This is a genomic window from Chloroflexota bacterium (genome assembly GCA_016219275.1).
In the GTDB taxonomy this organism is placed as follows: Bacteria; Chloroflexota; Anaerolineae; order UBA4142; family UBA4142; genus JACRBM01.
The window spans coordinates 82995-105374 of the sequence record JACRBM010000096.1 but is presented as its reverse complement, the minus strand read 5'-3'; the positions used below and the strand labels follow the sequence as shown (position 1 = coordinate 105374).

The window sequence follows — 22380 nt, the reverse complement described above, 5'->3', positions numbered from 1 at the left end:
GGCGTGGGTAACAGTCTTTGAAAAGAAGTCACGAGCCAACATGGAGAAAAAGAACTGCCCACGTGACCCGTCGAAACGCCGAGTCATTTTCTCTGGGACACCCTGTTCGTGCAAATCTATTATACGAGGAGAAACCATGAAACTAGTTACGTTCGAACTCGACAACAAGTCGCGCCTCGGCGCGGTGAGCGGCGAGAATATCGTACCGCTCGATGCCGTCGCGCCGACAATGCTCGCGTTGATTGACGCGGGCAAACTCGCCGAGGCGCAACACATCGCGGCGCTCGCGCGCGAAACGATTTCGCTCGATCGCGTGCGCCTGCTCGCACCGATTCCACGTCCGCGCAAAAATATCTTTGCGCTCGGACGCAACTATGGCGAGCACGCAAAAGAATCCGCCGGCGCGCGCGGCGCGGCGATCAGCCCACCGGTCGTCTTCACCAAAGCGCCGACGACGGTCAACGCGCCGTTCGGCGACATAGTGATTGATCCCGACGTGTCCGTCCAAATTGATTGGGAAGTCGAACTCGGCGTCGTCATCGGTAAACGCGCGCGCAAGGTTCGCCAAGCGGACGCACTCGATTACGTGTTCGGGTACACGATCATCAACGATGTGACCGCGCGCGATTTGCAGGATCGCACGAGCCAATTCTTTATCGGCAAATCGGTGGACGGCTATTGCCCGATGGGTCCGTGGATCGTCACCGCGGACGAGATTCCCGATCCGCAAACCCTGAGTCTGCGTTGCCGCGTCAACAACCTCGTCAAGCAAGACGGTCACACGCGCGATATGATCTACTCGGTCGCGTTCACCATCGCGGAATTATCACGCACGCTCACGCTCGAACCGGGCGACATCATCACGACCGGCACGCCCGCCGGCGTTGGCTTTGCGCGCAAACCGCCGGAATTCTTGAAACCGGGCGACGTACTCGAAAGTGAAATCGAACACATCGGCGTGATTCGCAATCGCGTGATCGGGGTCTAGACCCATTTGCGCGTGTCAATGCTGGACGACGAAGCAATCTTCACATCAAATTGGGGATTGCTTCGCTTCGCTCGCAACGAACAAGCGCGACCTATCTTGACATTCCTTTCGAGTTGTGACAATATACTCCCGCAAAATTTCTCTGCAATTTTTTGTTAGCCGGGATTCACGATGTCGGTTGTTGATGAAATCAAATTAAAGATTGACGTTGTAGATTTCATCGGACAGTACACCGAGTTAAAAAAAGCAGGGCGCAATTTCAAGGCGCTCTGTCCTTTTCACAACGAGAAAACTCCTTCGTTCATCGTTTTTCCCGATCAAGGCACGTGGCATTGCTTTGGCTCGTGCGCGACAGGCGGCGATGTATTCACCTTCTTGATGAAGAAGGAGAACCTGGATTTCGGCGAGGCGCTGCGCCGGCTCGCGCAACGCGCCGGCGTCGAACTCGTGCGCGAGTCGCCCGGCGAAAGCGACGAACGCAAACGCCTGCGCGAGATTCTCGCCACGGCGGCGGCACATTACCATCACTTGCTCAAAAATAATCCGGCGGCGCAACACGCGCGCGACTATCTCGCAAAACGTTTCATCAAACCGGAAACGATTGACGCGTTTCAACTCGGCTATGCGTTGAACGAGTGGCAAGGTCTCGAATCGTTTCTCACCGGCAAAGGATTTGCGGTTCACGATCTCGAAGCCGCGGGCTTGAGCATCAAAGGCGAACGCGGCACGACTTATGATCGCTTTCGCGGACGCTTGATGTTTCCGATTCGCAATCGCAACGGCGAAGTGACCGGGTTTGGCGCGCGCACGTTGAGCGGCGAAGAACCCAAGTATCTCAACTCGCCGCAGACCGCGCTGTTCGACAAGAGCAGTACGCTCTACGGACTCGATCTCGCCAAGGACGCGATTCGCGCGCAGAACCTCGCGGTCATCGTCGAAGGATACATGGACGTGATCGGCGCGCACCAGGGCGGATTCAAGAACGTCGTCGCGTCGCTCGGCACTGCGCTCACGCAAAAGCAACTCGAACTGCTCAAGCGATTGACGAAACGATATGCGCTCGCGCTCGATCCGGATGCGGCAGGCGAAGAAGCGACCAAGCGCGGTCTCCAAGTTGCCCGCGAAGCGTTAGACCGCAAGACTGTCCCAGTTCCACTTGGCGCGGGCTTGGTTGGTTTTGAGGAGCGCCTCGAAGCGGAATTGCTCGTGATTTCGTTGCCAGCGGGACAAGACCCCGACGAGTTGATTCACGACGCGCCGGACCGATGGCAAAACCTGGTCGAGCACGCCGAGCCGCTCGTAGATTTTTTTCTGCACGCGTTGACGCGTGATCTCGATCTGAAACTCGCGCGCGACAAATCCATCGCGGTCAAACGCCTTGCGCCGGTCGTCCGCGAAGTGGGCGACGCGGTGCAGCGCGCGCATTACACGCAACAACTCGCGCGGCTCGTCGGCGTGTCCGAGCAGGTCGTCGCGCAAGAGATCGGGCACACGAAACGCGCCGCCCGCGCCACGCCGCCGCCGAGCGAAACGCCGGTTTATGCGCCAGCGCCGGTTTCAAAACTCGAAGAGTATTTGTTGACGCTCGCGTTGCGGACGCCGGAGCATTTATCGCATATCGCGTTTCTCGACCCGGAAGATTTCGACGACGCGGCGGGACGCGCGATGTATCTCGCGCTGATTGATTTTGCCGTCGCGAACGATTTCTTTGAACGCGAATCCTTTCGCGCTTCGCTCGACGAATCGCTCCAACCGTATTATGATCAATTGACGCAGCGCGGCGACCCATTGCCGGAATTGAACGCGGCGGATGCGGCACGCGAATTGGAACGCACCGCGTACCGCTTGCGTTTACAACACGACAAAACCGAACTCGCGCAACTCGAAGTGATGTTACGCGATCAGGACGACGAACATACGACTGAAGATGAACAACTCTTACGCGAGCGCGTGGATTTTTTACGCAAACGCTTGACCGATGGACAGAAAGCTTTGAGCGCACGTACGTTACTCAAACCCAACCCGTTTTACGCGGCAGGAATGATCTAGGCGCATGACTGCGAAAAAGAAAACCCCAGCACCCAAGCAAATGAAAAAGACCAAAAAGTCTTCATCCGTGTTGGTGCTCGCGGCGAATTTGCCCGGCGCGAAACCGGATGCGGCGTGGGCGCGCGCGGCGGACTTGCCCGATCAAGACGCCGCGCTCGACGCGCTCGTCAAAAAAGCCGGACCGCGCAAACGTTTGTCCATCGAACAGGTGCGCGAAGTATTTCCGGAGATCGAAGACGATCCGGAACAAATCGCCGATTTGAAACAACTGCTCGGCGAGATGCGCATCAAGATCGTGAACAACGGGCGTCTCCCAGTGCCGGAAGAAATCGAACCTGAAGAAGAATCCGCACCGGAAAAAGACACGGTCGCGCCACTCGAATTCGATGTGCCCGAGGTGGTTGGCGATCCGGTGCGAATGTATTTGCGCGAGATCGGGCGCGTACCACTGCTCAATTCGCAGGACGAAACACGCCTGGCAACTGCGATGGAACAGGGCGAAGCCGCGCACAAATCGCTCGAACGCAAGCAGATCAACGCGAAAACAAAAACGCGTTTAGAAGCCACGATTCAATCCGCGGAACTCGCGCGACAAAAACTCGCCGAGGCGAATTTGCGTTTGGTCGTCAGCGTCGCCAAGCGCTACATCGGACGCGGGATGTCGTTGCTCGATTTGATTCAGGAAGGCAACATCGGATTGTTGCGCGCGGTCGAACGGTTCGATCAATCCAAGGGGTTCAAGTTTTCGACGTACGCGACCTGGTGGATTCGCCAGGCGATCACGCGCGCGATTGCCGATCAAGCGCGCACGATTCGCATTCCGGTGCACATGGTCGAAACGATCAATCGGTTGTTGCGTGTGTCGCGCCGCTTGACCCAGGAACTGGGACGCGAGCCGACCTCCGACGAAATCGCGCTCGAGATGGAAATTCTCCCGCCCGAAGATCGCCGCGCGATACTCGAAGAGCAAGCCGAAGGCGAGTCGCTCGAACCGATGCTCGAACGCCGCTTGAAACGCGCCGCGCTCAAAGTGCGCCGCATTCTGAAAATCGCGCAAGAGCCAATGTCGCTCGAAACACCGGTCGGCACCGAAGAAAATTCGTCGCTCGCCGATTTCATCGAGGACGAGTCCGTGCCCGGTCCCGCCGACCAGGCATCGCGCCAATTGCTCAAGGAGCAGATGCAGGACGTGCTCGACCAGTTGGGCGAGCGCGAGCGCCGCGTGCTGGAACTGCGCTTTGGTCTGCGCGATGGGCAAGCGCGCACGCTCGAAGAAGTCGGACAAGAATTTGGCGTTACGCGCGAACGTATTCGCCAAATCGAAGCGAAAGCGTTACGCAAATTGCGGCATCCGTTGCGAAGCCGGAAACTGAAAGATTATCTCGCGTAAATTTGACCTGAAATCGTTCTTGCGTATAATACCAACGCAACTGAATATTCCTCGGTAGCTCAACTGGCAGAGCGCGCGGCTGTATTGAATTGCAGCCCTACTCAGCAATGAGTAGCGGAAAAATCGGGTGAAGTCAGGGAAACCTGGACGCGTGAAAACGCGATGGTAATCCTGAGCCAAGTCTGACGAATGGCAAACGTAGTCAGAAAGGTGCAGAGACTAGGGGATGAGGAGCCAACCAATAAGCCCCGACAGCGCCCGACACCCCACGTGGGTGATGAGATAGTCCGTTCCTCTCAGAAATGTGAGGGTAGACGTAACCGCGATGTTCTAGGTTCGAGTCCTAGCCGAGGAGCCACACTGTAGACCTTCGAGGTTTTGAAAAACCTCGAAGGTCTTTTTCGTTGACACGTCGCGCGCCGCGTGGTATAGTTGCGGCGACAAGGAGACCCAGATGAACGCACTCGTCTTTGATGGTGAAATCAAACTCGTGCGCGATTATCCAACGCCGCACGCGCCTGCCGGCGAAGCGCGCGTGCGCGTGTTGCGCGCGGGGATTTGCAACACTGACATCGAAATCGTCAAAGGATACATGGGCTATCGCGGCGTGCTGGGTCACGAGTTCGTCGGCGTGACCGATGATGGGACGCGCGTCGTCGGCGAGATCAACGCGTACTGCGGCGAATGCCCGACGTGTTTGCGCGGCGATCCGACCCACTGTCCAAATCGCACAACGCTCGGCATCGTGAATCGCGATGGCGCGTTCGCCGAGTACCTGACTTTGCCCACGCGGATTTTGCATCGCGTTCCCGATTTAGTTTCCGACGCGCAAGCCGTGTTCGTCGAGCCGCTCGCCGCCGCGTGTGAAATCACGGAGCGCATCCACATTCACCCGACCGATCGCGTCGCGGTGATTGGCGATGGCAAACTGGGTCTGCTCTGCGCGCAAGTCCTCGCGCTGACCGGTTGCGATTTGCTCGTCGTCGGTCGGCACGCGAGCAAGCTCGCGATTCTCGCGCGCCGCGGCATCGCGACGACGACCGACGCAGACGCGATGCGCGGCGCGTTCGATCTCGTGGTGGATTGCGCGGGACACGCAAGCGGATTCGAGTTGGCGCGAAAATTGTTGCGCCCGCGTGGAACGCTCGTGCTGAAATCCACATTTCACGGTGCGCAAGAGATGCCGTTCGCGCCGATTGTGATTGATGAAATTTCGATCATCGGTTCGCGGTGTGGACCATTCGCACCCGCGTTGCGTTTGCTCGAACAACGACTTGTGGACGTGGACTCGCTCAGCACCGCCGAGTATCCGCTTGTGCGCGGCGTCGAAGCGTTTGAACGCGCGGTTCAGCCGGGCGTGTTGAAAGTACAACTTGTCATGCAGGAAATAAGGAAATGAAGGAAATGAGGGAAAACATTCATTTATTTCCCCCATTTCCTTCATTTCCCTTGTTTTCTCGTTTCCCTGTTTACCTATTCACCTTTTTCCCTGCGAGGCAGCATTGTCGAAAAATTTCTACATCGCCATCGAAGGCGTCATCGGCGTCGGCAAGACGACGCTCGTGCGATTGGCGCAACGCGAGTTTAACGCCCAGGTTCTGCTCGAAGTGTTCGAGGAGAATCCATTTCTCGCGCGCTTTTATCAGGATCGCAAGCGGTACGCGTTTCAAACCCAGATTTTCTTTTTGCTCAGTCGCTACCATCAACAGCACGAAGCCGTACCTGCCGCGCTCGCGCAAAGCGATCTGATTAGTGATTACTCGTTCGACAAGAACAAGATTTTCGCACGCTTGACGATTGACGGCGACGAACTGGCGATGTACGAAAGCGTCCAAGACATCATGGCAACCAAGATTCCGTCGCCCGATCTGGTCGTCTATTTGCGCGCCGAGACCGATACATTGATGGAGCGCATCGCATTGCGCGACCGCGCGTACGAGCGCGCGATGGAACGCGAGTACATCGCCGCGCTCGCGGACGCGTACGAGAATTTTTTCGCGCACTATACCGCTGCGCCGGTGCTGACGATTGACACCGATCAATTGGATATCGTGCGCCACGCCGATGACTTGCGCGCGGTGCTCGATCGCATTCGCGCCAAACTTCAAGTCGGCGTTTATCAACAAACCCTGTTTGAAAATGGCAAGGCGAAGGAGTAATTCCTTCGCCTTTTTTTTCCATTTGGTAACTGGTCAGGAATGCCACAGCGGGCACAGGGAACATCTATGAATTCCTCTATGACCTCTGTGCGCTCAGTGCCTGAAATTGAGTTGCGCTTTGCAGTTACACTACTTGATCGTGATGATCGGAGAAATCTGCACGTGCGGCAGTTGCGCGTTGATCGCATCTACGCCGCGCACAACGGCAGGAAATAATCCCGGAAACAATCGTTCGAATTCGATCATCACGAGCAACGCCAACACCACATAGAACGGCGTCATCGTCTTTCTGCGATTTGAGTAGACCAACGCTAAAACGAGAATCACCAACAAGATAATGTCCATCAATCCCAGGTTGATCATGGTGCGTCTCCTTTCGTCTGGAAATCAAAAATCAGAAATCGAAAATCGAAAATACCCCTACTCCCACTCAATCGTTCCCGGTGGTTTGCTCGTCACGTCGTAGACGACGCGATTTACTCCGCGCACTTCGTTGACGATGCGACTGCTGATGCGCGCCAGCACCTCGTACGGCAAGCGCGCCCAGTCCGCCGTCATCCCGTCACTGCTCGTCACCGCGCGAATCGCGACGACGTTATCGTACGTGCGCCCATCGCCCATCACGCCGACCGTCTTGAGCGGCGTCAGTACGGCAAAGTACTGCCACACCTCGCGCCCCAATCCCGCGCGTTCGATCTCTTCGCGCGTGATCGCATCCGCGCCGCGCAGCATCATAATTCGGTCTTGGGTAACCGCGCCGAGAATTCGCACGGCGAGACCTGGACCTGGGAAGGGTTGACGATAGACCACTTGCTCCGGCAAACCTAATTCCAAGCCCACCGCCCGTACTTCGTCTTTGAAAAGATAGCGCAACGGCTCGATCAACTCGAATTGCAAATCCTCCGGCAGCCCGCCAACATTGTGATGCGTTTTGATGCGCGCGGCGGCGCGGCGTTCCGGCGCGCGCGATTCGATGACATCCGGGTACAGCGTGCCTTGCGCGAGAAATCGCATTGGCTTGTCGCTCGCGAGCGACTCGGCGGTCTCTTCAAACACGCGCACAAATTCTGTGCCGATGATCTTGCGCTTGGCTTCCGGGTCGGTCACGTCTTGCAACTTGGTGAGAAAACGCGCGCTCGCGTCCACCGGCACGATTTCCAGATCAAGTTTTTGTTGGAACAATTCGATCACCGCGCGCGCTTCGCCCTCGCGCAAGAGTCCATGATCTACAAACACGCACACCAACTGCTCGCCAATCGCGCGGCCGACGAGCGTCGCGGCGACCGTCGAATCAACGCCGCCGCTCAACGCGCACAACACGCGTCCATTGCCGACGCGCGCGCGAATTTGCGCGATGGACGATTCGATGAACGCGTGCGGTGTCCAATCGCCGTGACACGCGCACACATCGTAGAGAAAATGGCGCAAGATGTCGGTGCCGCGCGGCGTGTGCGCCACTTCGGGATGGAATTGCAATGCGTACAATTTTCGCGCAGGGTCTGCCATCGCGGCGAAGGGACACGTGTCGCTGTGCGCGAGCGCGGTAAACCCAGGTGGCAACGCGGTGATTTGATCGCCGTGGCTCATCCACACGTCGAGCGACGCGGGCAAATCGGCGAACAGACTTTCCGCGCGATCCACTTGAATCGTCGCCGGACCGTACTCGCGTTGCGCCGACCGTTCAACGCGTCCGCCGAGGTTGAGCGCGAGCAAGCCCATCCCGTAGCAAATACCGAGAACCGGAATACCCAGGTCGAGCACATAATCCGGCAATGTGGGCGCGCCATCGTCGTAGACACTGGCAGGACCGCCGGACAAGATGATGCCGCGCGGATTGAGCCGCGCGATTTCGTCGCGCGTTGCATCGTACGGCACAAGCTCGGAGTAAACGGCAAGTTCGCGCACGCGCCGCGCAATCAGTTGTGTGTACTGTGAACCGAAATCGAGAATTGCGATTGTGTCGGACAAACCAACCCCCACCCCGATGGTGCATCCTTGACGCGGCGCTTTGCGCCGCAGGATGTCACACCATCGCCTCCCCCGCTCCGCAGGGAAGGGAATTATTTGAATACGATTTTGCCGTCGTCCATGCTCGCGATGACCGCGAGACTGGTAATCGGCACGTTGAGATCGCGCGCGTTTTCGCGTCCGTGTTCGAATTCTTTTTCGATCACGGTCCCGATGCCAACGAGTTGCGCGTTGACCTTCGCCGTCAAGCGCGCGAGTGCGAGGATTGTTTGCGCGGTGGCGAGAAAATCATCCACGATCAACACGCGATCACCGGCGCGCAAGTACTCGGTCGAGACCATCAGTTCGACCTGCTTGTTGTGCGTACGCGATTGGCACGCTTCGCGCACAATCGTGTAATCCATCGTCAACGGCGGACTCTTGCGCGCAAAGACGAGCGGAATGTTGAGCGCCGCCGCGGTGGCGAGCGCGGGCGCGATGCCGCTCGTTTCCGCAGTCAACACTTTGGTCGGCTGCGTGTGCGCCAAGCGGTGCGCCAATTCGCCGCCGACCCGCACCATCAATGCGGGATCAATTTGATGATTGAGAAACGAATCTACCTTGAGAATGCCGCCGCCCAGGTTGCGCCCTTCCTTGAGAATCCGATCTTGCAACTCTTGCATGATTGCCTCCGTCAGAATAAAAATCAAATAACGGCAATCAGTATACCACGAGATTGCGTTTTTGGCGCGTGAAAGTTTCGCCCGATTTGCGCGGGGTGTGATTCTATGCTACAATCGTTTACGAAGCAGTTCGAGAAAGGAGCATACGAACATGTTTGGTTTGCAACCTACCCATTTGGTCATCATTCTGGTTGTGGCGCTGTTGATTTTCGGTCCCTCGCGTTTGCCGGAGTTGGGCAAAGCAATCGGCAGGACGTTGAAAGAATTCCAAAGCGCGACGAAAGAAGCGACCCAGAGTTTGAACGAAGAATTGCAAAAGCCCGCCGACGTCAAGAAGGAAGAACCACCCGCGCCCAAGTCCTAGGGACAGAAAAAATAACTTGCCGAACTTTTGCAAGGTAAAGTTATTTTTGCAAAACCCAGGTTCGATAGATTAACAGGTGGACGCGTAGACAGGTAAACAAGTCCGGTCGCTTGTTTACCTGTCTACGTGTCTATAGAGTTTATCCGTATGCCCGAAGAAAAACGCATGGGGTTTCTCGATCATCTCGAAGAAATCCGCCGCCGCTTGTTCATCGCGTTGATCGCGATTCTCGTCACGACGACGATTGCCTACTTTTTTGCTGATACATTGTTGTACCTTTTGACCGCGCCCGCCGGCAACCTCAAGCTTCAAGCGCCCAGCCCGATGGACGGCTTTATGGTACGTTTTCGCGTCGCGCTGTACGGCGGCATTGCGCTCGCCGCGCCGATCTGGATCTATCAGGTGCTCAAGTTCCTCGAACCTGGCTTGTTGCCGCATGAAAAACGCTGGCTCGTCCCTGGCGTCGTCGCGATGGTGGTGCTCTTTCTGCTGGGCAACCTCTTCGGCTATGTGATGTTGAGCAACATGTTCACCGTGTTGATCGGAATGTTTGGCGACCCGAATGCAAGCCCGATCGCGTATCTCCCGATGGCAGATCAGTACATCTCGTTCGTCACCTATTTTCTATTAGCCACCGGCATTGCGTTTGAATTGCCAATCGTGCTCCTGGTGCTCGTCCGCATCGGCATTGTAAGCCCGCAACAACTTCGCAAGCAGCGCAAAATTGCATGGTTCGTCATCTTTGTTTTCGCCGAACTCGTGACGCCCGTGGCTGATCCCATCGTCGCGCCAACCGTCGTGATGATGCCGATGGTGTTGCTGTACGAAATCGCGCTCTTTGCATCGCGCTGGGTTGTGCCGAAACCCGCCCCCACCATCGCTCCGCAAAAAACCGCGTAAGGATTCGCGATGTACGACGCGTCATCGCTCGCCGAACAACTGCGGACCGTCCCCCATTTTCAAGGGATGCGTACAGCGGATCTCACCACAATTGTCGCGGCAGGACAAGTACGTCGGTTCCCGGTTGGGTCGCTCATTTTCGGCGAAGGCGAAGCGAGCGCTGGCATGTTCGTGTTGATGAATGGACGCGTGCAGTTGTATAAACTCGGTCCGCAAGGACACGAATCCATCATCTCCGTCGTCGAGCCGATCATCATGTTCAACGAGGTCAGCGCGCTCGACGGCGGCGTCAATCTTGCGACCGCACGCGCGACCCAAGACTGCACGACGTGGAATGTGAGCCATGAAAGTTTCCACGCGTTGTTGGAGCGCTATCCACTCATCGGGTTGGGCTTGCTCCGCGTACTCGCGCTGCGCTACCGCGTGCTCGTGGCGCAGTACGAAGACCTCTCGTTTCGTTCCGTCCTCTCGCGCACCGCGAAACTTTTGCTCGACCTCAGCCACAATGGCGCGCGCACGATTGACCGCCACGCGCATTCGAATCAAGAACTCGCCGCGCGCATCGCGACGGTACCCGAAGCGTTGAGTCGTTCGCTGAAAGCGTTCAAAGATGAAGGGCACATCGTTTCCACACGCGCGCACATTCAAGTGCGCGATCCCGCGATGCTCGCGCGATTGGCGCAATTGGAGACCACCCTCTTTCGCGGCTGACCCAGAATGTTGCGTCGGGACTGCTCCTTGACAGGTGCCTGCCCAGCCCCATCCTTGCGAAGGGTACCAATCACTTTGCCGACCTTCGCAAGGATGAGTAGTTGAAAGACAAGTGTCTCGCAACGAATCGTTGCGAGACACTCTATTTTTAATCAGCCCGGCGTCATTTCGACTACGCCATCACGCGTGCCGGCTACTGGACGAACTCGACGTACTGATAACCAGTTGTCGGCGAAAAGTAGACATCTCGCACAACGGTACCCAGCGTCAAGCGATACCACGTATCACAGTTGACCGCCAAGTGAATGATACCGTCCGAGTTAAACCGATTGAAAGTAACCAGGGTTGTGTCACCCTCGTACGCGGTGCACGCACCCGCGCCTGGCGCAATGCAGGACTGGAACTTGACTCCTACACCGTTGAGATAAACGCCCGCGGCATTGCGAACGCGAATCGTCAACAAGCCGACCGGCAATGCCTGGGGCGGCACCGAATTCAACATGATGGATGGCACCAACACCTGGGTTGGCGTCGGCGCGGCGGTGCCGGGTGGGATCGGTGTGGATGTGCGCGTCGCGGTCGGTAGGACTCCCGTTGCGGTGGGCATCGGCGTGTTCGTGCGCGTCGCGGTCGGTAGGACTCCCGTTGCGGTGGGCATCGGCGTGTTCGTGCGCGTCGCCGTCGCGGTTGCCACCGGGGTGCCGCCCGACGAATAGCTCACGACGAGGCGCGCGGCATTCGCCGGGGCAAGATCATAACTCGCGATGCTCTTGGCGCCCCACGCGCCGCCCGTACCTTTGACGATCATGTTGATGGCATTGCCGGATTGCCAGCCCGGACGATTGACTATTTCTTGGACCACCGGGATCACGTCAAAGGTGTACCACGTGCCCTGATTCCAGGAAACATCATTGTGGATATCGACGCGTTGTGTGGTCAACGTGCGCTGGGAAGGTCTGGACGATGCGCTGAATGCGGTCGGGTTATCCGCCGCCTCCGCCGCAAACAAAAAACCCACCGGAATCCATTGATCACGAATCGAGTAGACCTCGAGCCGCGCGGAGGTTATCGTCACTCCTTTGGGAATCGTCGTCCCGGTAAAACGAAACCCCGTGTAGCTGTTGGTTGTGGATTGAACGTTCCCGATCCACATGTTCTTGCTGGTGGCATCGAAGGTTGTCCCATCTTCATTGACATCATCGGCGGATGCAGCAATCTGTTTGGTTAGTGTACCAGTCTGCTGTTGGGGAAAGAACGCAAACCCCATCGCAAACAGAATGGTCACAACTAGGACTAGTTTTTTCAAACTCACTTCTCCTTTCTTTTTTCACGCGCGCCAGAGTTTGGACTCGCCAATCACATGTCGGTTGTCGCGGCGGTCTACCCCAAGTGGTAAACCGCAAGTTTCACGGATCAACCTTGCGCGCGGTAAAGCACGGAAATTCCCAAGACACACGGGGCTGAATGACTAATCGCATTCCATCTGCGCCATCATCGCATTTCGCTATGCGGCAGCGACGCGATCAAGAATGCGTGTCGCGCGGGAAACCGAAGCAACGTTAGGGAACAAATTCTCAGCCAGTTGAATGGAGATGATCCTTGCGCCGTCGGTAGAGCTTGTTCTCAATCAGCGATGGAAAACGTTTCGAAGACACACTTGTTTGGGGGGACAATTGCATCTCATTCTAACCACAGATAGACGCCTCGCTCAATGGCATTGGAGTACTAGTACTCATGGATGAAGCCCACAAACCTTGCAGGTTTCGCGCAAGCGCCTGGAAGGTCTGAACCGCCACTCAACAATGTGACAAAAGTCAATGACGATTTCGCCATCTTATGGTATGGTTGTCCGCAGAACAAAACTTTCGGCGCGAAGATGCGCGAGCAGTTTGATCCAAAGGCGCTGAATTGCCTGTCGGATGCGTAAACGCATCGGCAGGCATTATTAATTGTGGAGCCACGCATGTTGTCACACCGTTTCAATTTTCTTTTTCGTTCGACCAAAGGACTCGTGCTCGTCGCGATTGCGCTCATCGCGCTCGAAACCGCGATCTGGGGAATGCTCTCGGGACCAATGGCGGAACTCGGTATTCGCGATGTAGTCGTCCGCGCGACGGGCATGATCCTCAATCCTGCCGAGCGCGAGGGGCGCATCGTGATGTTGTATCATACGATTGCGATGGCAGTCGTCGCGATGGAGGTGTACATCATCAACGCGATTTTGCCGATGAACGAGTCGCGGCGCATGACGATCAATAGCACGATCACCGTTGGCTACATCACCTCGCAGATTTGTGGAATGGCATTCGCGTACTTTGGACACAACTGGATTTTCCACGGCTTGTTCCTCTTTGGGCAATCGCTCATCTTTTTCGCCGGCGTTCTCCTCGCGCTCGCGTTGAATCCTTGGGATAAGGAGTACGGCGCGCGAGGGAGCGAGTACGCCGCGTGCCGCGGCGCAGACTTGGAACGCGCGGCGTTCTTTACGATGGCAGTCGCGACGCTCGGCTCATCGCTCTTTGGCGCGATTCCGGGATCGTACTCCGGCAATGGGTTCAAAACATTTCTCGCGGAAGATGTGGTGCGCGAGGTTCACAAGGACGCGTTGCAACTTGCGGTCATCGGTCACTTGCACATTATGCTCACGCTCATCGCGGTCGCGCTCGCGCTCATCGTCGGACGCTGGCTCGATTTCAAAGGCGTCCTCCACAAAATCGCGATGCCGATGATGATCGCCGGCACCATCATCATCACGTTGGGCGTGTGGCTCGTCGTTCCGTTCGAGGAGATCGCGCACAATTTTATCTACGTTGGCTCGGTGTTCATTTTGTTGTCCGCGCTCTTGCTGGTGATTTTCGGTTTCGGCAAACTCATCCGCGAACGACTCGCCGAACAAAACATTGCCCAGCCCTCGTTCGTCCAGAAAATCGGCGCGCTCGTACACGACCCGCTCAAGTTCGGCGCGTTGTGGCAAATGGTGTACATGAATTTCGTCGTGACGTTCATCGGCATCTTTATGGCGATTCGGCTGGATAAAGTGATTCGTGTGTGGCTCCAGCGCGAAGAACGCGTGACGCTAACCGGGCACTGGCACATTCTCGCCGCGATTTGCGCGACGATCATTTTGCTCTACTACGCGGACATGATCGGACTCAAGGGCAAGGTGCGCCAGTGGTTTGGTTGGGTCGTGATCGTCGCGTCCGATCTCGCGTTTGCGGCGGCGGCGTTCTTTTCGACCAAGCGACTCTACGTGAGCGAATCGGCGCAACAACCAATCGTGGATATGACGATGTTCGTTATTGACGCGAGTCTCGCAACCGTGCTCGTCGCACTCGCTGCGCTAATGATCTGGCGGCTTGTGGATTTGTTCGCGGCAAAAGGCAAATGGTCGAAAGAACTCGAAGAGGCATCCCAATGAACCAAACACTTTGGTCTGTCATTGCGAGCCGCGAATCGGCGAAGGAATCAACCCCTCCCAACCCTCCCCTTGGCAAGGGGAGGGCAAGGGGAGGGTCAGAGATTGCTTCGCCGCAAAAATCGCGCCTCGCAATGACAAATCGGCTCGCATTCGTGTCACTCCTCGCCTGGCTGATTGTCGCGTGCGCGCCAATCGCGCCGACCGCCGCGCCGCTACGGGCAGACACCGGCGTTGATCCCGAATCCTGGGCGACGATTCCCGCCGGCGAATTCGCGATGGGGCAACACAATGCGCGCGTCCAGATCGCCAAGCCGTACGAAATGATGGTCACACTCGTGACGAACGCGCAGTACGCGCGCTATCTCAACCAGGCGCTTGGCGCCGGCGCGGTCAAGCTCGTCAATCAACAAATCGTCGGCACGTACCCGGGCGACAAGTTCACGGGCAAGCGTCACGAAAAGAAAATTGATGCGGGCGAGTACCTGCACGTGCCTGTCGGCAACCCGGATTCGCGTCTTGTGTTCGATGGAAAAACATTCGCGGTGAAACCAGGTTACGAAAATCATCCAGTCGTCGCGATCACATGGTTTGGCGCGCAGGCGTACTGCGCGTTTGCGGGTGGGCGTCTGCCGACTGAAGCGGAGTGGGAAAAAGCCGCGCGCGGCACAGACCCGCGCGCGTATCCCTGGGGCGACGACATCGCGCTAAACCAAGCGAACTCGTACGCGAGCCGCGACCCAGCCGAAAAATCGTTTGGCGCGCAAGGTGATACAACGCCGGTCGGTTTCTACAACGGCAAGACGTACGACGGCTATCCAACGCGCGATGCCCAGAGTCCGTATGGTTTGTACGATATGGCGGGCAATGTGTGGCAGTGGACTGGTGATGTGTACGCCGGGATGCACTATCGTTTTATGCGCGGCGGAAGCAAAAGCGTGTACGCGTACAACTTGAGCGTCTGGTCGCGCAACAGCGCCGAGCCGGATTTCTACGGACCCAGTGTTGGGTTCCGGTGTGCGCGGAGCAGATGAGGATTGGTGATTGGTGATTGGTGATTGGGAATTGGTAAATGGTAATTGTCAATTCAGGATGAGGTGAGCGAATGCGCCTGCCAATGAAGGCGAGCGAGGCGAGTATCGTCGCCAAACTGCGTCAATACTGGGTTTTGACAAAGAGTTTACAAACTGGGTTGTTGCTCGTGACCGGCATCGCCGGTTATTTGAGCGCGCGGTGTCCGTTCACGCGTGGCGAAACATTGCTTGCCGTTACAGCCAGTCTTTTTCTCGCGATTGCCGGGAGCACGGTGCTCAACATGGTCTGGGATCGCGACATTGACGCGGTGATGCGACGTACGTGTGCGCGCCCGTTGCCGGTCGGCAAGGTAAGCGCGCGCGAAGGCGCGGCGCTTGGCATCGCAATGTCGGTCGTTGGAATCGCGTGGGCGAGCGCGCTCGCGCCGCTGTACGGTGTGATCGTTTTTGCGGGTTGGTTCTGCGATGTTGTGATTTACACGATGTGGCTCAAACGACGCACACCCTGGTCTATCCTCTGGGGTGGGATTGCCGGCGCGATGCCGATTCTCGCCGGACGCGCGCTTGGAACCGGCACGATTGACGCGATCGGCATTCTGCTCGCGCTCGCCATTTTGTTGTGGATTCCAACGCACATGCTGACGTTCGGCATCAAGTATGCTGAACAGTATCGCGCCGCGGGTGTGCCGGTATTTCCGAACGCATACGGCGAACGACTCACACGCGTCGCCATTGCCGGGGCAACAAGCGCGGCGGTCATCGCGATGGTGCTCGCGGCGTGGCACATTCGTTTGCCCTGGACGTACTTTCACCTCGCGCTGTGGCTGGGCATCGCACTCGTCGCGTTCACGTTCGTTAGTATCGCGCGACAATCGCCTGAGTTGAATTTCGGTCTGTACAAATTCGCATCGCTCTACATGCTCGGCGCGATGGCGCTGATTATGCTGGGAGCGACTGGCGGATAGCAATTGGCGGATGGCGAATAGCAAATGGCAAATGGCAAATGGCAAATAGTAGACCATACCTTCGCCAAATCGTTTTCGCCAGTTTTTTTATCCGCGCATAACGCGAATCTCCGCTAATTTTTAAATTCATTCGCGTTACACTTGCCCTGGCGGGAACGCAAGTGCCAGGGTTCGCGTTATGCGCGGATGAATTTATGATTTTGGCGAAGGTGTTGAGTAGATAGCACGTATTCCAATCCGCCATCAGCTATTCGCCATCGGCTATTCGCTATTCGCTATTCACTTTTCGGAGGTATGATGAACAACAAGCTCGGACTTGTTTTGCGCGTATTGCTCGTGCTACTCATCGGCGCAACATCGTTAATGACATTGCTTGGCGCGGTCGGCACAGTCTGTCTCGCGTTTAATGGAACCTTATACCCGGCGTATCGCTGGATCATTCCGCTCATGCCGACATTCCAGATATTGGTCTATATCAAGATTGCCGTTGGTTTCGCGTTGGCGCTCGTGACATACGCGACGGCGCGCGGCGACCGTTGGTTCTACCTCGGTGCGTTGATCTTTCTCGTCGCTGGCTTGAGCGCCGCCGCATACCAGATGGTTCTCAGTTCGACGGCGCGCCATATCCCGTTCCTCGCCGTCGCGCCGACGAACATTCGATTTTACATTACGTCCGTGACGCTCCTGGCTTTTCTCATTATTCGTTTTCCCGGCATTTGGAACAAAGGTGGTTTAGGAATTCCCGGCGGCGGCAAGGGCAATCTCGCGCTGCCGGGTGGACTCGCGATGATCGTGACGGGTTTGATGATGATTACCGCGCCGTGGTGGGCATCGCCGGAACACGTCGTAGATGGCGTCAACTATGTGCTCACGCTCCAAGTACCGTTGATCGTGGACGGCATCGCGTTGATGTTCGGCGGCGCGAGCGTTCTTCTCGCCCCACGATTGTTCGCGTGGTGGCAGACCAGACGTGCGTTAGTCAGCGAATCGTAAATCACAAGACCTTCGAGCAATCCTCGAAGGTCTTTATTAGACATTATCGGGAATAAGACCTCTCTCGCCAAGCCGCCAAGAACGCCAAGTTTTTTCAAGATGATTCTTTGCGTGCTTTGCGTCTTGGCGAGAGGTAAAAGTTGTTTCCGATAAAGTCTATTGTTGTTTGACTTGGCGTTCGCGTGTGGTATACTTGGCATGAGGCGCCCATGCCTATCACCGACGATCTCTCACCCGCCGAAAAACGGCAACCGATTCACTCACGCGAACGCGTGCGTTTCGAGCACCGCGTCGCGCACGGGATTATGGAAGACAAACTGATTCTCGCGCTCGCGCCCGACCTCGCGATGGAATTTGTGCGCGTGCCTGCCGGCGAATTCTTGATGGGCAGTCACCCCGACGATCTGCTCGCGTACGACGACGAAACGCCGCAACACAAAATCTACCTGCTCGATTATTTCATCGGCAAGTATCCAGTCACCATCGCGCAGTTCGACGTGTTCGCGCGCGCGACCAAACTCGCCACGCGCACACCGCTCGACACGGTTGATCCACACGCCGACCATCCGGTCACGCAAGTGAGTTGGCACGACGCATACGCGTTTGGCGCGTGGCTCAGTAAACTCAAGGGCTTGTGGATTCGTCTGCCAAGCGAAGCCGAGTGGGAAAAAGCCGCGCGCGGCGCGGACGGGCGCAGTTGGTCGTGGGGCAATCACGCGCCAACGCCGGATCTCGCGAACATCGAATCGCCGGGCAAGACGACGACGCGCGTCGGCGCGTTCAGCCCGCGCGGGGATAGCCCGTACGGGTGCGCGGATATGATCGGGAATGTGTGGGAATGGACGCGCAGTCTCTTCAAGCCCTATCCGTATCAAAACGACGATTGGCGCGAACAAACCGGCGACCTGGGTATGCGCGTCGTGCGCGGCGGCTCGTTCTTTAGCAAACCCAATCGCGCGCGCTGTGCGAGCCGTTTGCGACAACCGCCGAACAATCGTTTCGAAAAAGACATCGGTTTTCGCGTGTGCGCGTTGATCGCGCCGCCCGATTTTAACAACCTCTAAACGTTTACTTAGCAAACTCTAATCAAAACACATTGACATTCACCCGGCGTTCCGGTAGAATGGTAGCAGAGTTGGGGAGTAGCCCACGTTCGATTTGAACAGTCGTCAAGACAGAGCATCGCTCTCGGCTGTTCGCTGGCGAGACAGACCAGAGGCGAGACCAACACGACACACCGTGCCGTGTGAGTCTCGTTTTTTCTTTCACGGCACACCCCGGAGGAACCATGTTCGGTTTTGAGAATTACGGATTGTATTTGTTGTTCAGTCTCCCGGCGCTCTTGCTGGGATTATGGGCGCAACTCCGCGTCAAGGGTGCGTTCGACCGGTTTTCGCAAGTGCGCACGGCGACCGGCGTTACCGGCGCGCAGGTCGCGCGACGCATTCTCGACAATCACGGATTACGCAACGTCAAGGTCGAGCAGGTCGAAGGATTTTTGTCCGATCACTATGACCCGACGCAACGCGTGTTGCGCTTATCGCCGCACGTGTACCAAGGCAACAGTCTGGCGGCGGCGGGCATCGCGGCGCACGAAAGCGGTCACGCTTTGCAACATCAACAAGGGTACGCCTTTCTCGCGCTGCGCAGTATGATGGTGCCGACGGTGCAAATCGGCAGTTGGGTGGGTCCGCTCATCTTCATGCTGGGATTCTTTCTCGCCGGCGCAATCGGCACATCGCTCGCGTGGCTGGGGGTCGCGCTCTTCGCCGCGGTCGCGGTGTTCGCGCTCGTCACACTGCCGGTCGAATTCGATGCGAGCGCGCGCGCCAAGGAACAACTCGTCGGCAATGGTTTGCTCGCGCATACCGAGTTAAGTGGCGTGAACGCGGTGCTCAATGCCGCGGCACTGACGTACGTTGCCGGCGCGGCGCAAGCCGTTTCAACGTTGCTTTACTATGTGTTCTTGCTCGGCGGACGACGCGAGGATTGACGACAGGGAAACCCGAAGGGTCTGCGCGACCCTTCGGGTTTAGTGGGGAACAATATGAAATGGTCATGGAAGCTGGGACGCTTTGCCGGGATTGACGTGTACATGCACGCGACGTTTTTGCTGTTGCTGGGCTGGGTCGTGGTGAGCCACTTGATCCAGGACCGCAGTATCGCGATGGCGGTTAACGGCGTGACATTCATCCTCGCGCTGTTCGCCTGTGTCGTGTTGCACGAGTACGGGCACGCGCTTACCGCGCGTCGCTACGGTATTGCGACGCGCGACATTACGCTTCTACCGATTGGCGGCGTTGCGCGCCTCGAACGAATGCCGGATGATCCGCGCCAAGAGTTGTGGGTCGCGCTTGCCGGTCCCGCGGTGAACGTCGTCATCGCGATCATCTTGTTCGCGTGGCTCACGGTTACGTCGGGATTCGAACCGTTTGAATCGCTCAGTGTGACGGGCGGTTCGTTCCTGGGACGCTTGCTCGCGGTGAACCTCTCGCTGGTCGCGTTCAACTTGTTGCCGGCATTTCCGATGGACGGCGGACGCGTCCTGCGCGCGTTGCTCGCGCTGCGGATGGAGTACGTGAACGCGACGCATATCGCGGCGATGATTGGGCAAGGGATGGCGCTCGTGTTCGGATTCATCGGCTTGTTCACAAATCCGTTTCTGCTCTTCATCGCGTTCTTTGTGTGGATCGGCGCGGCGCAAGAGGCGGGCATGACGCAGATGCGTTCGGCGCTCGGCAACATTCCGATCAGCCGCGCGATGATCACCGATTTTCGCACGCTCTCCCCACACGATTCGCTCGCGCACGCGACGGATGTTTTGTTGACCGGTTCGCAACACGATTTCCCGGTGACGGAGGACAATCGCGTCGTGGGTATTCTCACGCGCGCCGATTTGATCAACGCGCTCAAACAACGCGGCGAGATGTCGCTCGTCGGCGACGCGATGCAACGCGAGTTTCTCACCGCCGATGCGTCGGAGATGCTTGAAGGCGCGTCGGAACGTTTGCAAACGTGCGCTTGTCACACGATGCCGGTGATGCGCGGCGGTCAACTCGTCGGCTTGGTGACGATGGACAATCTGGGCGAGTTCCTGATGATTCGTTCGGCGCTCGGCGGGCGGCGCGGCAACGAACCGCGACCTGCGCCAACCTGGGGATGAGTTTGTAGGGAAGGAACGCAGTTCCGCTCCTGGCTTTATTGATAAGACCCGCAGGGTTTTGGGAACCTCTGCGGGTCTCCGTTTTCTTCGCGCTCAAATCATAAACCGATATACCGTGACGTTGAAACCATCATCTACCAAATTGTTTTGACGTATGCCGATGCTTGAATCACCGAATCGTCGGTAATCAGTTCCAGATCGAATGATCGCGCGGTGGCAGCAATCAAGCGGTCGTGTAGTTCTGGAATATCCGTAATCTCGGACGCCGATCGCATGACAGCGAAATTCATCGGCTGCTCTTGGCAATTAGGATAGCGGCGCATATAGTCACGAACCGTGTCGAGCGAGGTAACGATTCTGCGTTTCTCCGAAAGATAGAGAATTTCTGCCAAGACCATTGCGGGGATGTAGATCGTGGCTTGGCTGGACTCGACTCGCTCAAACACAGATTCGGCGTTCGCACCCATTTTGCGTTCTTCAAGCCGCAGGACCAACGCAACCGTATCGGCGACGAACTCATTGGCGGGGGTAGCGTTGCTCATAATCTTGGAATTCCTTTTCAAGGTGGGTGGACTCGGCGCGACTGAGCAATTTCAACTCGGTTTCAAAATCACGCGGTTGCAACGTTCGTTTGCGAACAAAGTAAACGAAATCCATGATTTCCGCGAGTATCTCTGGCGGCAATCCGTTGATGCCATCTAATATGAGTTGCCGATATGTCTGGGCTGTCATATCATTTTCCTCCTTCCACTACTTTAATTTCTTCCGCGTTCAAATCATACAACCGATACACAGCCGCGTCAATCTCCGCGTCCACCGCGTCAATCTTGCGCTTGAGTGAAGCCGCGCGCGGCACGCGATGCGTTTCGCGCGCTGCTTCCGCGTAATCCCGCGGAGCGTGCAGATCAAGCATTTCTTGTACGCGTGCGACGCTGGCATCGTGCGGTGAGTTTCCCACGCGCATTGTCAAGACGGGAGTTGTTTCGGGTAGGGTTGCCTGGTTCTCAAGTTAGGAATTGCCGCATAGTGCTTTTCATTAAAAGTGTAAAGCGGCACATCTAGCGAAACCGCTAATTGCCCGATCAACGCGTCAAAGATACCAATGTGTTGACTGAGATAGTATTGCGCGAATACGGACAATGCTTCATCGCAAACTTGCGGCGAGGGCCAAGCAATCGCATACGAGCCGAGCGTTTTTTCCAATCGCTCTTGCTCAATCTTGTTCTTGCATCCTTGAATGAGTTCCATCACGACACATCCAGGCAATACGATTTCTTCGCCGCGTGCCGTAACCCATTCCAGAGCACGCGGATATTCGCGGAACAGATCAACCATCACATCGGTATCGAGAAGCAACATGGTTTACCACCGCCTCTGCGCCTGTTCACGCAATTTGCGGGCAAACTCCGCGCTGTCGCCAATATCATCACGGTCTTTCCACATACCGATCAATCCCGATTCCAGCAAGGCGCGCACGGTTAGCGGTGGACGCTCTGACGGTGCGGGAGCATCTGGCAACACGATCATTTCCACATGTTGCCCTTTGCGGAACGGTAAACCGGTAACGAGAATCTCGCCGTCTTTTTCGATTACCTGATGCAGACGAATTGCTTCCACTC

Annotated in this window: 25 protein-coding genes; 16 read left to right on the top strand and 9 right to left on the bottom strand. The window is 56.9% G+C overall.

Annotated features, from left to right (window positions below; genetic code table 11):
• Positions 1-136 precede the first annotated feature (136 nt).
• The 5 genes from HY868_25780 (at position 137) to HY868_25760 (ending at position 6586) form a co-directional block, all read left to right on the top strand.
• On the top strand, positions 137-988 hold the full coding sequence (locus tag HY868_25780) for a fumarylacetoacetate hydrolase family protein (GenBank protein MBI5305566.1): 852 nt from the start codon (positions 137-139) through the stop codon (positions 986-988).
• Positions 989-1159: 171 nt separating this feature from the next.
• Positions 1160-3037 (top strand): DNA primase, encoded by a 1878-nt coding sequence (locus HY868_25775; protein ID MBI5305565.1) that lies wholly within the window; start codon positions 1160-1162, stop codon positions 3035-3037.
• A gap of 40 nt (positions 3038-3077) precedes the next feature.
• Entirely contained in the window at positions 3078-4427 is a 1350-nt protein-coding gene (rpoD, locus tag HY868_25770; protein MBI5305564.1) for an RNA polymerase sigma factor RpoD, read from the top strand.
• A gap of 454 nt (positions 4428-4881) precedes the next feature.
• A complete protein-coding gene (locus HY868_25765; GenBank protein ID MBI5305563.1) occupies positions 4882-5826 on the top strand; it encodes an alcohol dehydrogenase catalytic domain-containing protein in 945 nt (314 codons plus the stop codon).
• 103 nt (positions 5827-5929) lie between these two features.
• A complete protein-coding gene (locus tag HY868_25760) occupies positions 5930-6586 on the top strand; it encodes a deoxynucleoside kinase (protein MBI5305562.1) in 657 nt (218 codons plus the stop codon).
• A gap of 129 nt (positions 6587-6715) precedes the next feature.
• Here the strand turns inward: HY868_25760 and HY868_25755 are convergent, their stop codons facing one another.
• The 3 genes from HY868_25755 to xpt all read right to left on the bottom strand — a co-directional run bounded on the left by HY868_25755 (position 6716) and on the right by xpt (position 9216).
• Complete coding sequence (locus HY868_25755) at positions 6716-6949, bottom strand: hypothetical protein (protein ID MBI5305561.1); 234 nt, start codon at positions 6947-6949, stop codon at positions 6716-6718.
• A 57-nt stretch (positions 6950-7006) separates the two neighbouring features.
• On the bottom strand, positions 7007-8554 hold the full coding sequence (guaA, locus tag HY868_25750; GenBank protein ID MBI5305560.1) for a glutamine-hydrolyzing GMP synthase: 1548 nt from the start codon (positions 8552-8554) through the stop codon (positions 7007-7009).
• 92 nt (positions 8555-8646) lie between these two features.
• Positions 8647-9216: a xanthine phosphoribosyltransferase gene (gene xpt / locus HY868_25745; protein ID MBI5305559.1), complete on the bottom strand. Its 570-nt coding sequence runs from the start codon at positions 9214-9216 to the stop codon at positions 8647-8649.
• A gap of 151 nt (positions 9217-9367) precedes the next feature.
• Here xpt and HY868_25740 point away from each other — a divergent pair, with 151 nt between their 5' ends.
• From HY868_25740 to HY868_25730, 3 genes are all read left to right on the top strand, one after another.
• Entirely contained in the window at positions 9368-9580 is a 213-nt protein-coding gene (locus HY868_25740; protein MBI5305558.1) for a twin-arginine translocase TatA/TatE family subunit, read from the top strand.
• 147 nt (positions 9581-9727) lie between these two features.
• Entirely contained in the window at positions 9728-10480 is a 753-nt protein-coding gene (tatC, locus tag HY868_25735) for a twin-arginine translocase subunit TatC (GenBank protein ID MBI5305557.1), read from the top strand.
• Between the two features lie 9 nt (positions 10481-10489).
• Positions 10490-11191 (top strand): Crp/Fnr family transcriptional regulator, encoded by a 702-nt coding sequence (locus tag HY868_25730; protein ID MBI5305556.1) that lies wholly within the window; start codon positions 10490-10492, stop codon positions 11189-11191.
• Between the two features lie 193 nt (positions 11192-11384).
• Here HY868_25730 and HY868_25725 read toward each other — a convergent pair whose 3' ends face one another.
• Positions 11385-12497, bottom strand: a complete 1113-nt coding sequence (locus HY868_25725) for a hypothetical protein (protein ID MBI5305555.1) — start codon at positions 12495-12497, stop codon at positions 11385-11387.
• A gap of 432 nt (positions 12498-12929) precedes the next feature.
• Here HY868_25725 and HY868_25720 point away from each other — a divergent pair, with 432 nt between their 5' ends.
• The 8 genes from HY868_25720 to HY868_25685 all read left to right on the top strand — a co-directional run bounded on the left by HY868_25720 (position 12930) and on the right by HY868_25685 (position 20761).
• A complete protein-coding gene (locus HY868_25720; GenBank protein MBI5305554.1) occupies positions 12930-13118 on the top strand; it encodes a hypothetical protein in 189 nt (62 codons plus the stop codon).
• Between the two features lie 36 nt (positions 13119-13154).
• Positions 13155-14609, top strand: coding sequence for a hypothetical protein (locus HY868_25715; GenBank protein ID MBI5305553.1), 1455 nt, complete (start codon positions 13155-13157; stop codon positions 14607-14609).
• 131 nt (positions 14610-14740) lie between these two features.
• Positions 14741-15640, top strand: coding sequence for a formylglycine-generating enzyme family protein (locus tag HY868_25710; GenBank protein ID MBI5305552.1), 900 nt, complete (start codon positions 14741-14743; stop codon positions 15638-15640).
• Between the two features lie 71 nt (positions 15641-15711).
• A complete protein-coding gene (cyoE, locus tag HY868_25705) occupies positions 15712-16605 on the top strand; it encodes a protoheme IX farnesyltransferase (GenBank protein MBI5305551.1) in 894 nt (297 codons plus the stop codon).
• A gap of 297 nt (positions 16606-16902) precedes the next feature.
• Positions 16903-17598, top strand: a complete 696-nt coding sequence (locus HY868_25700; protein ID MBI5305550.1) for a hypothetical protein — start codon at positions 16903-16905, stop codon at positions 17596-17598.
• A gap of 209 nt (positions 17599-17807) precedes the next feature.
• A complete protein-coding gene (locus HY868_25695; GenBank protein MBI5305549.1) occupies positions 17808-18662 on the top strand; it encodes a formylglycine-generating enzyme family protein in 855 nt (284 codons plus the stop codon).
• A gap of 224 nt (positions 18663-18886) precedes the next feature.
• Positions 18887-19591, top strand: a complete 705-nt coding sequence (locus tag HY868_25690) for a zinc metallopeptidase (protein MBI5305548.1) — start codon at positions 18887-18889, stop codon at positions 19589-19591.
• A 54-nt stretch (positions 19592-19645) separates the two neighbouring features.
• Positions 19646-20761: a site-2 protease family protein gene (locus HY868_25685; protein ID MBI5305547.1), complete on the top strand. Its 1116-nt coding sequence runs from the start codon at positions 19646-19648 to the stop codon at positions 20759-20761.
• Between the two features lie 134 nt (positions 20762-20895).
• Here the strand turns inward: HY868_25685 and HY868_25680 are convergent, their stop codons facing one another.
• Genes HY868_25680 through HY868_25660 form a run of 5 tightly spaced genes read right to left on the bottom strand, consistent with a single transcriptional unit; the run spans position 20896 to position 22378 of the window.
• Positions 20896-21303 carry a PIN domain-containing protein gene (locus HY868_25680; GenBank protein ID MBI5305546.1) on the bottom strand — a complete coding sequence of 136 codons (408 nt, stop codon included), beginning with the start codon at positions 21301-21303 and terminating at the stop codon, positions 20896-20898.
• Entirely contained in the window at positions 21278-21493 is a 216-nt protein-coding gene (locus tag HY868_25675; protein ID MBI5305545.1) for a hypothetical protein, read from the bottom strand. Before HY868_25675 ends, HY868_25680 begins: the two co-directional genes overlap by 26 nt.
• Before the next feature lies 1 nt (position 21494).
• Positions 21495-21719, bottom strand: a complete 225-nt coding sequence (locus tag HY868_25670) for a hypothetical protein (protein MBI5305544.1) — start codon at positions 21717-21719, stop codon at positions 21495-21497.
• An 8-nt stretch (positions 21720-21727) separates the two neighbouring features.
• Positions 21728-22120 (bottom strand): PIN domain-containing protein, encoded by a 393-nt coding sequence (locus HY868_25665; protein ID MBI5305543.1) that lies wholly within the window; start codon positions 22118-22120, stop codon positions 21728-21730.
• Positions 22121-22123: 3 nt separating this feature from the next.
• Positions 22124-22378 (bottom strand): hypothetical protein, encoded by a 255-nt coding sequence (locus HY868_25660; GenBank protein ID MBI5305542.1) that lies wholly within the window; start codon positions 22376-22378, stop codon positions 22124-22126.
• Between the last annotated feature and the right edge of the window lie 2 nt (positions 22379-22380).

Bases quoted from the DNA above. Each gene is read 5' to 3' on its own strand.
- HY868_25780 (MBI5305566.1), top strand. From the start codon at position 137: ATGAAACTAGTTACGTTCGAACTCGACAACAAGTCGCGCCTCGGCGCG.
- HY868_25775 (MBI5305565.1), top strand. From the start codon at position 1,160: ATGTCGGTTGTTGATGAAATCAAATTAAAGATTGACGTTGTAGATTTC.
- rpoD (MBI5305564.1), top strand. From the start codon at position 3,078: ATGAAAAAGACCAAAAAGTCTTCATCCGTGTTGGTGCTCGCGGCGAAT.
- HY868_25765 (MBI5305563.1), top strand. From the start codon at position 4,882: ATGAACGCACTCGTCTTTGATGGTGAAATCAAACTCGTGCGCGATTAT.
- HY868_25755 (MBI5305561.1), bottom strand. From the start codon at position 6,949: ATGATCAACCTGGGATTGATGGACATTATCTTGTTGGTGATTCTCGTT.
- xpt (MBI5305559.1), bottom strand. From the start codon at position 9,216: ATGCAAGAGTTGCAAGATCGGATTCTCAAGGAAGGGCGCAACCTGGGC.
- HY868_25740 (MBI5305558.1), top strand. From the start codon at position 9,368: ATGTTTGGTTTGCAACCTACCCATTTGGTCATCATTCTGGTTGTGGCG.
- tatC (MBI5305557.1), top strand. From the start codon at position 9,728: ATGCCCGAAGAAAAACGCATGGGGTTTCTCGATCATCTCGAAGAAATC.
- HY868_25730 (MBI5305556.1), top strand. From the start codon at position 10,490: ATGTACGACGCGTCATCGCTCGCCGAACAACTGCGGACCGTCCCCCAT.
- HY868_25720 (MBI5305554.1), top strand. From the start codon at position 12,930: ATGAAGCCCACAAACCTTGCAGGTTTCGCGCAAGCGCCTGGAAGGTCT.
- HY868_25715 (MBI5305553.1), top strand. From the start codon at position 13,155: ATGTTGTCACACCGTTTCAATTTTCTTTTTCGTTCGACCAAAGGACTC.
- HY868_25710 (MBI5305552.1), top strand. From the start codon at position 14,741: ATGACAAATCGGCTCGCATTCGTGTCACTCCTCGCCTGGCTGATTGTC.
- cyoE (MBI5305551.1), top strand. From the start codon at position 15,712: ATGCGCCTGCCAATGAAGGCGAGCGAGGCGAGTATCGTCGCCAAACTG.
- HY868_25700 (MBI5305550.1), top strand. From the start codon at position 16,903: ATGAACAACAAGCTCGGACTTGTTTTGCGCGTATTGCTCGTGCTACTC.
- HY868_25695 (MBI5305549.1), top strand. From the start codon at position 17,808: ATGCCTATCACCGACGATCTCTCACCCGCCGAAAAACGGCAACCGATT.
- HY868_25690 (MBI5305548.1), top strand. From the start codon at position 18,887: ATGTTCGGTTTTGAGAATTACGGATTGTATTTGTTGTTCAGTCTCCCG.
- HY868_25685 (MBI5305547.1), top strand. From the start codon at position 19,646: ATGAAATGGTCATGGAAGCTGGGACGCTTTGCCGGGATTGACGTGTAC.
- HY868_25680 (MBI5305546.1), bottom strand. From the start codon at position 21,303: ATGAGCAACGCTACCCCCGCCAATGAGTTCGTCGCCGATACGGTTGCG.
- HY868_25675 (MBI5305545.1), bottom strand. From the start codon at position 21,493: ATGACAGCCCAGACATATCGGCAACTCATATTAGATGGCATCAACGGA.
- HY868_25665 (MBI5305543.1), bottom strand. From the start codon at position 22,120: ATGTTGCTTCTCGATACCGATGTGATGGTTGATCTGTTCCGCGAATAT.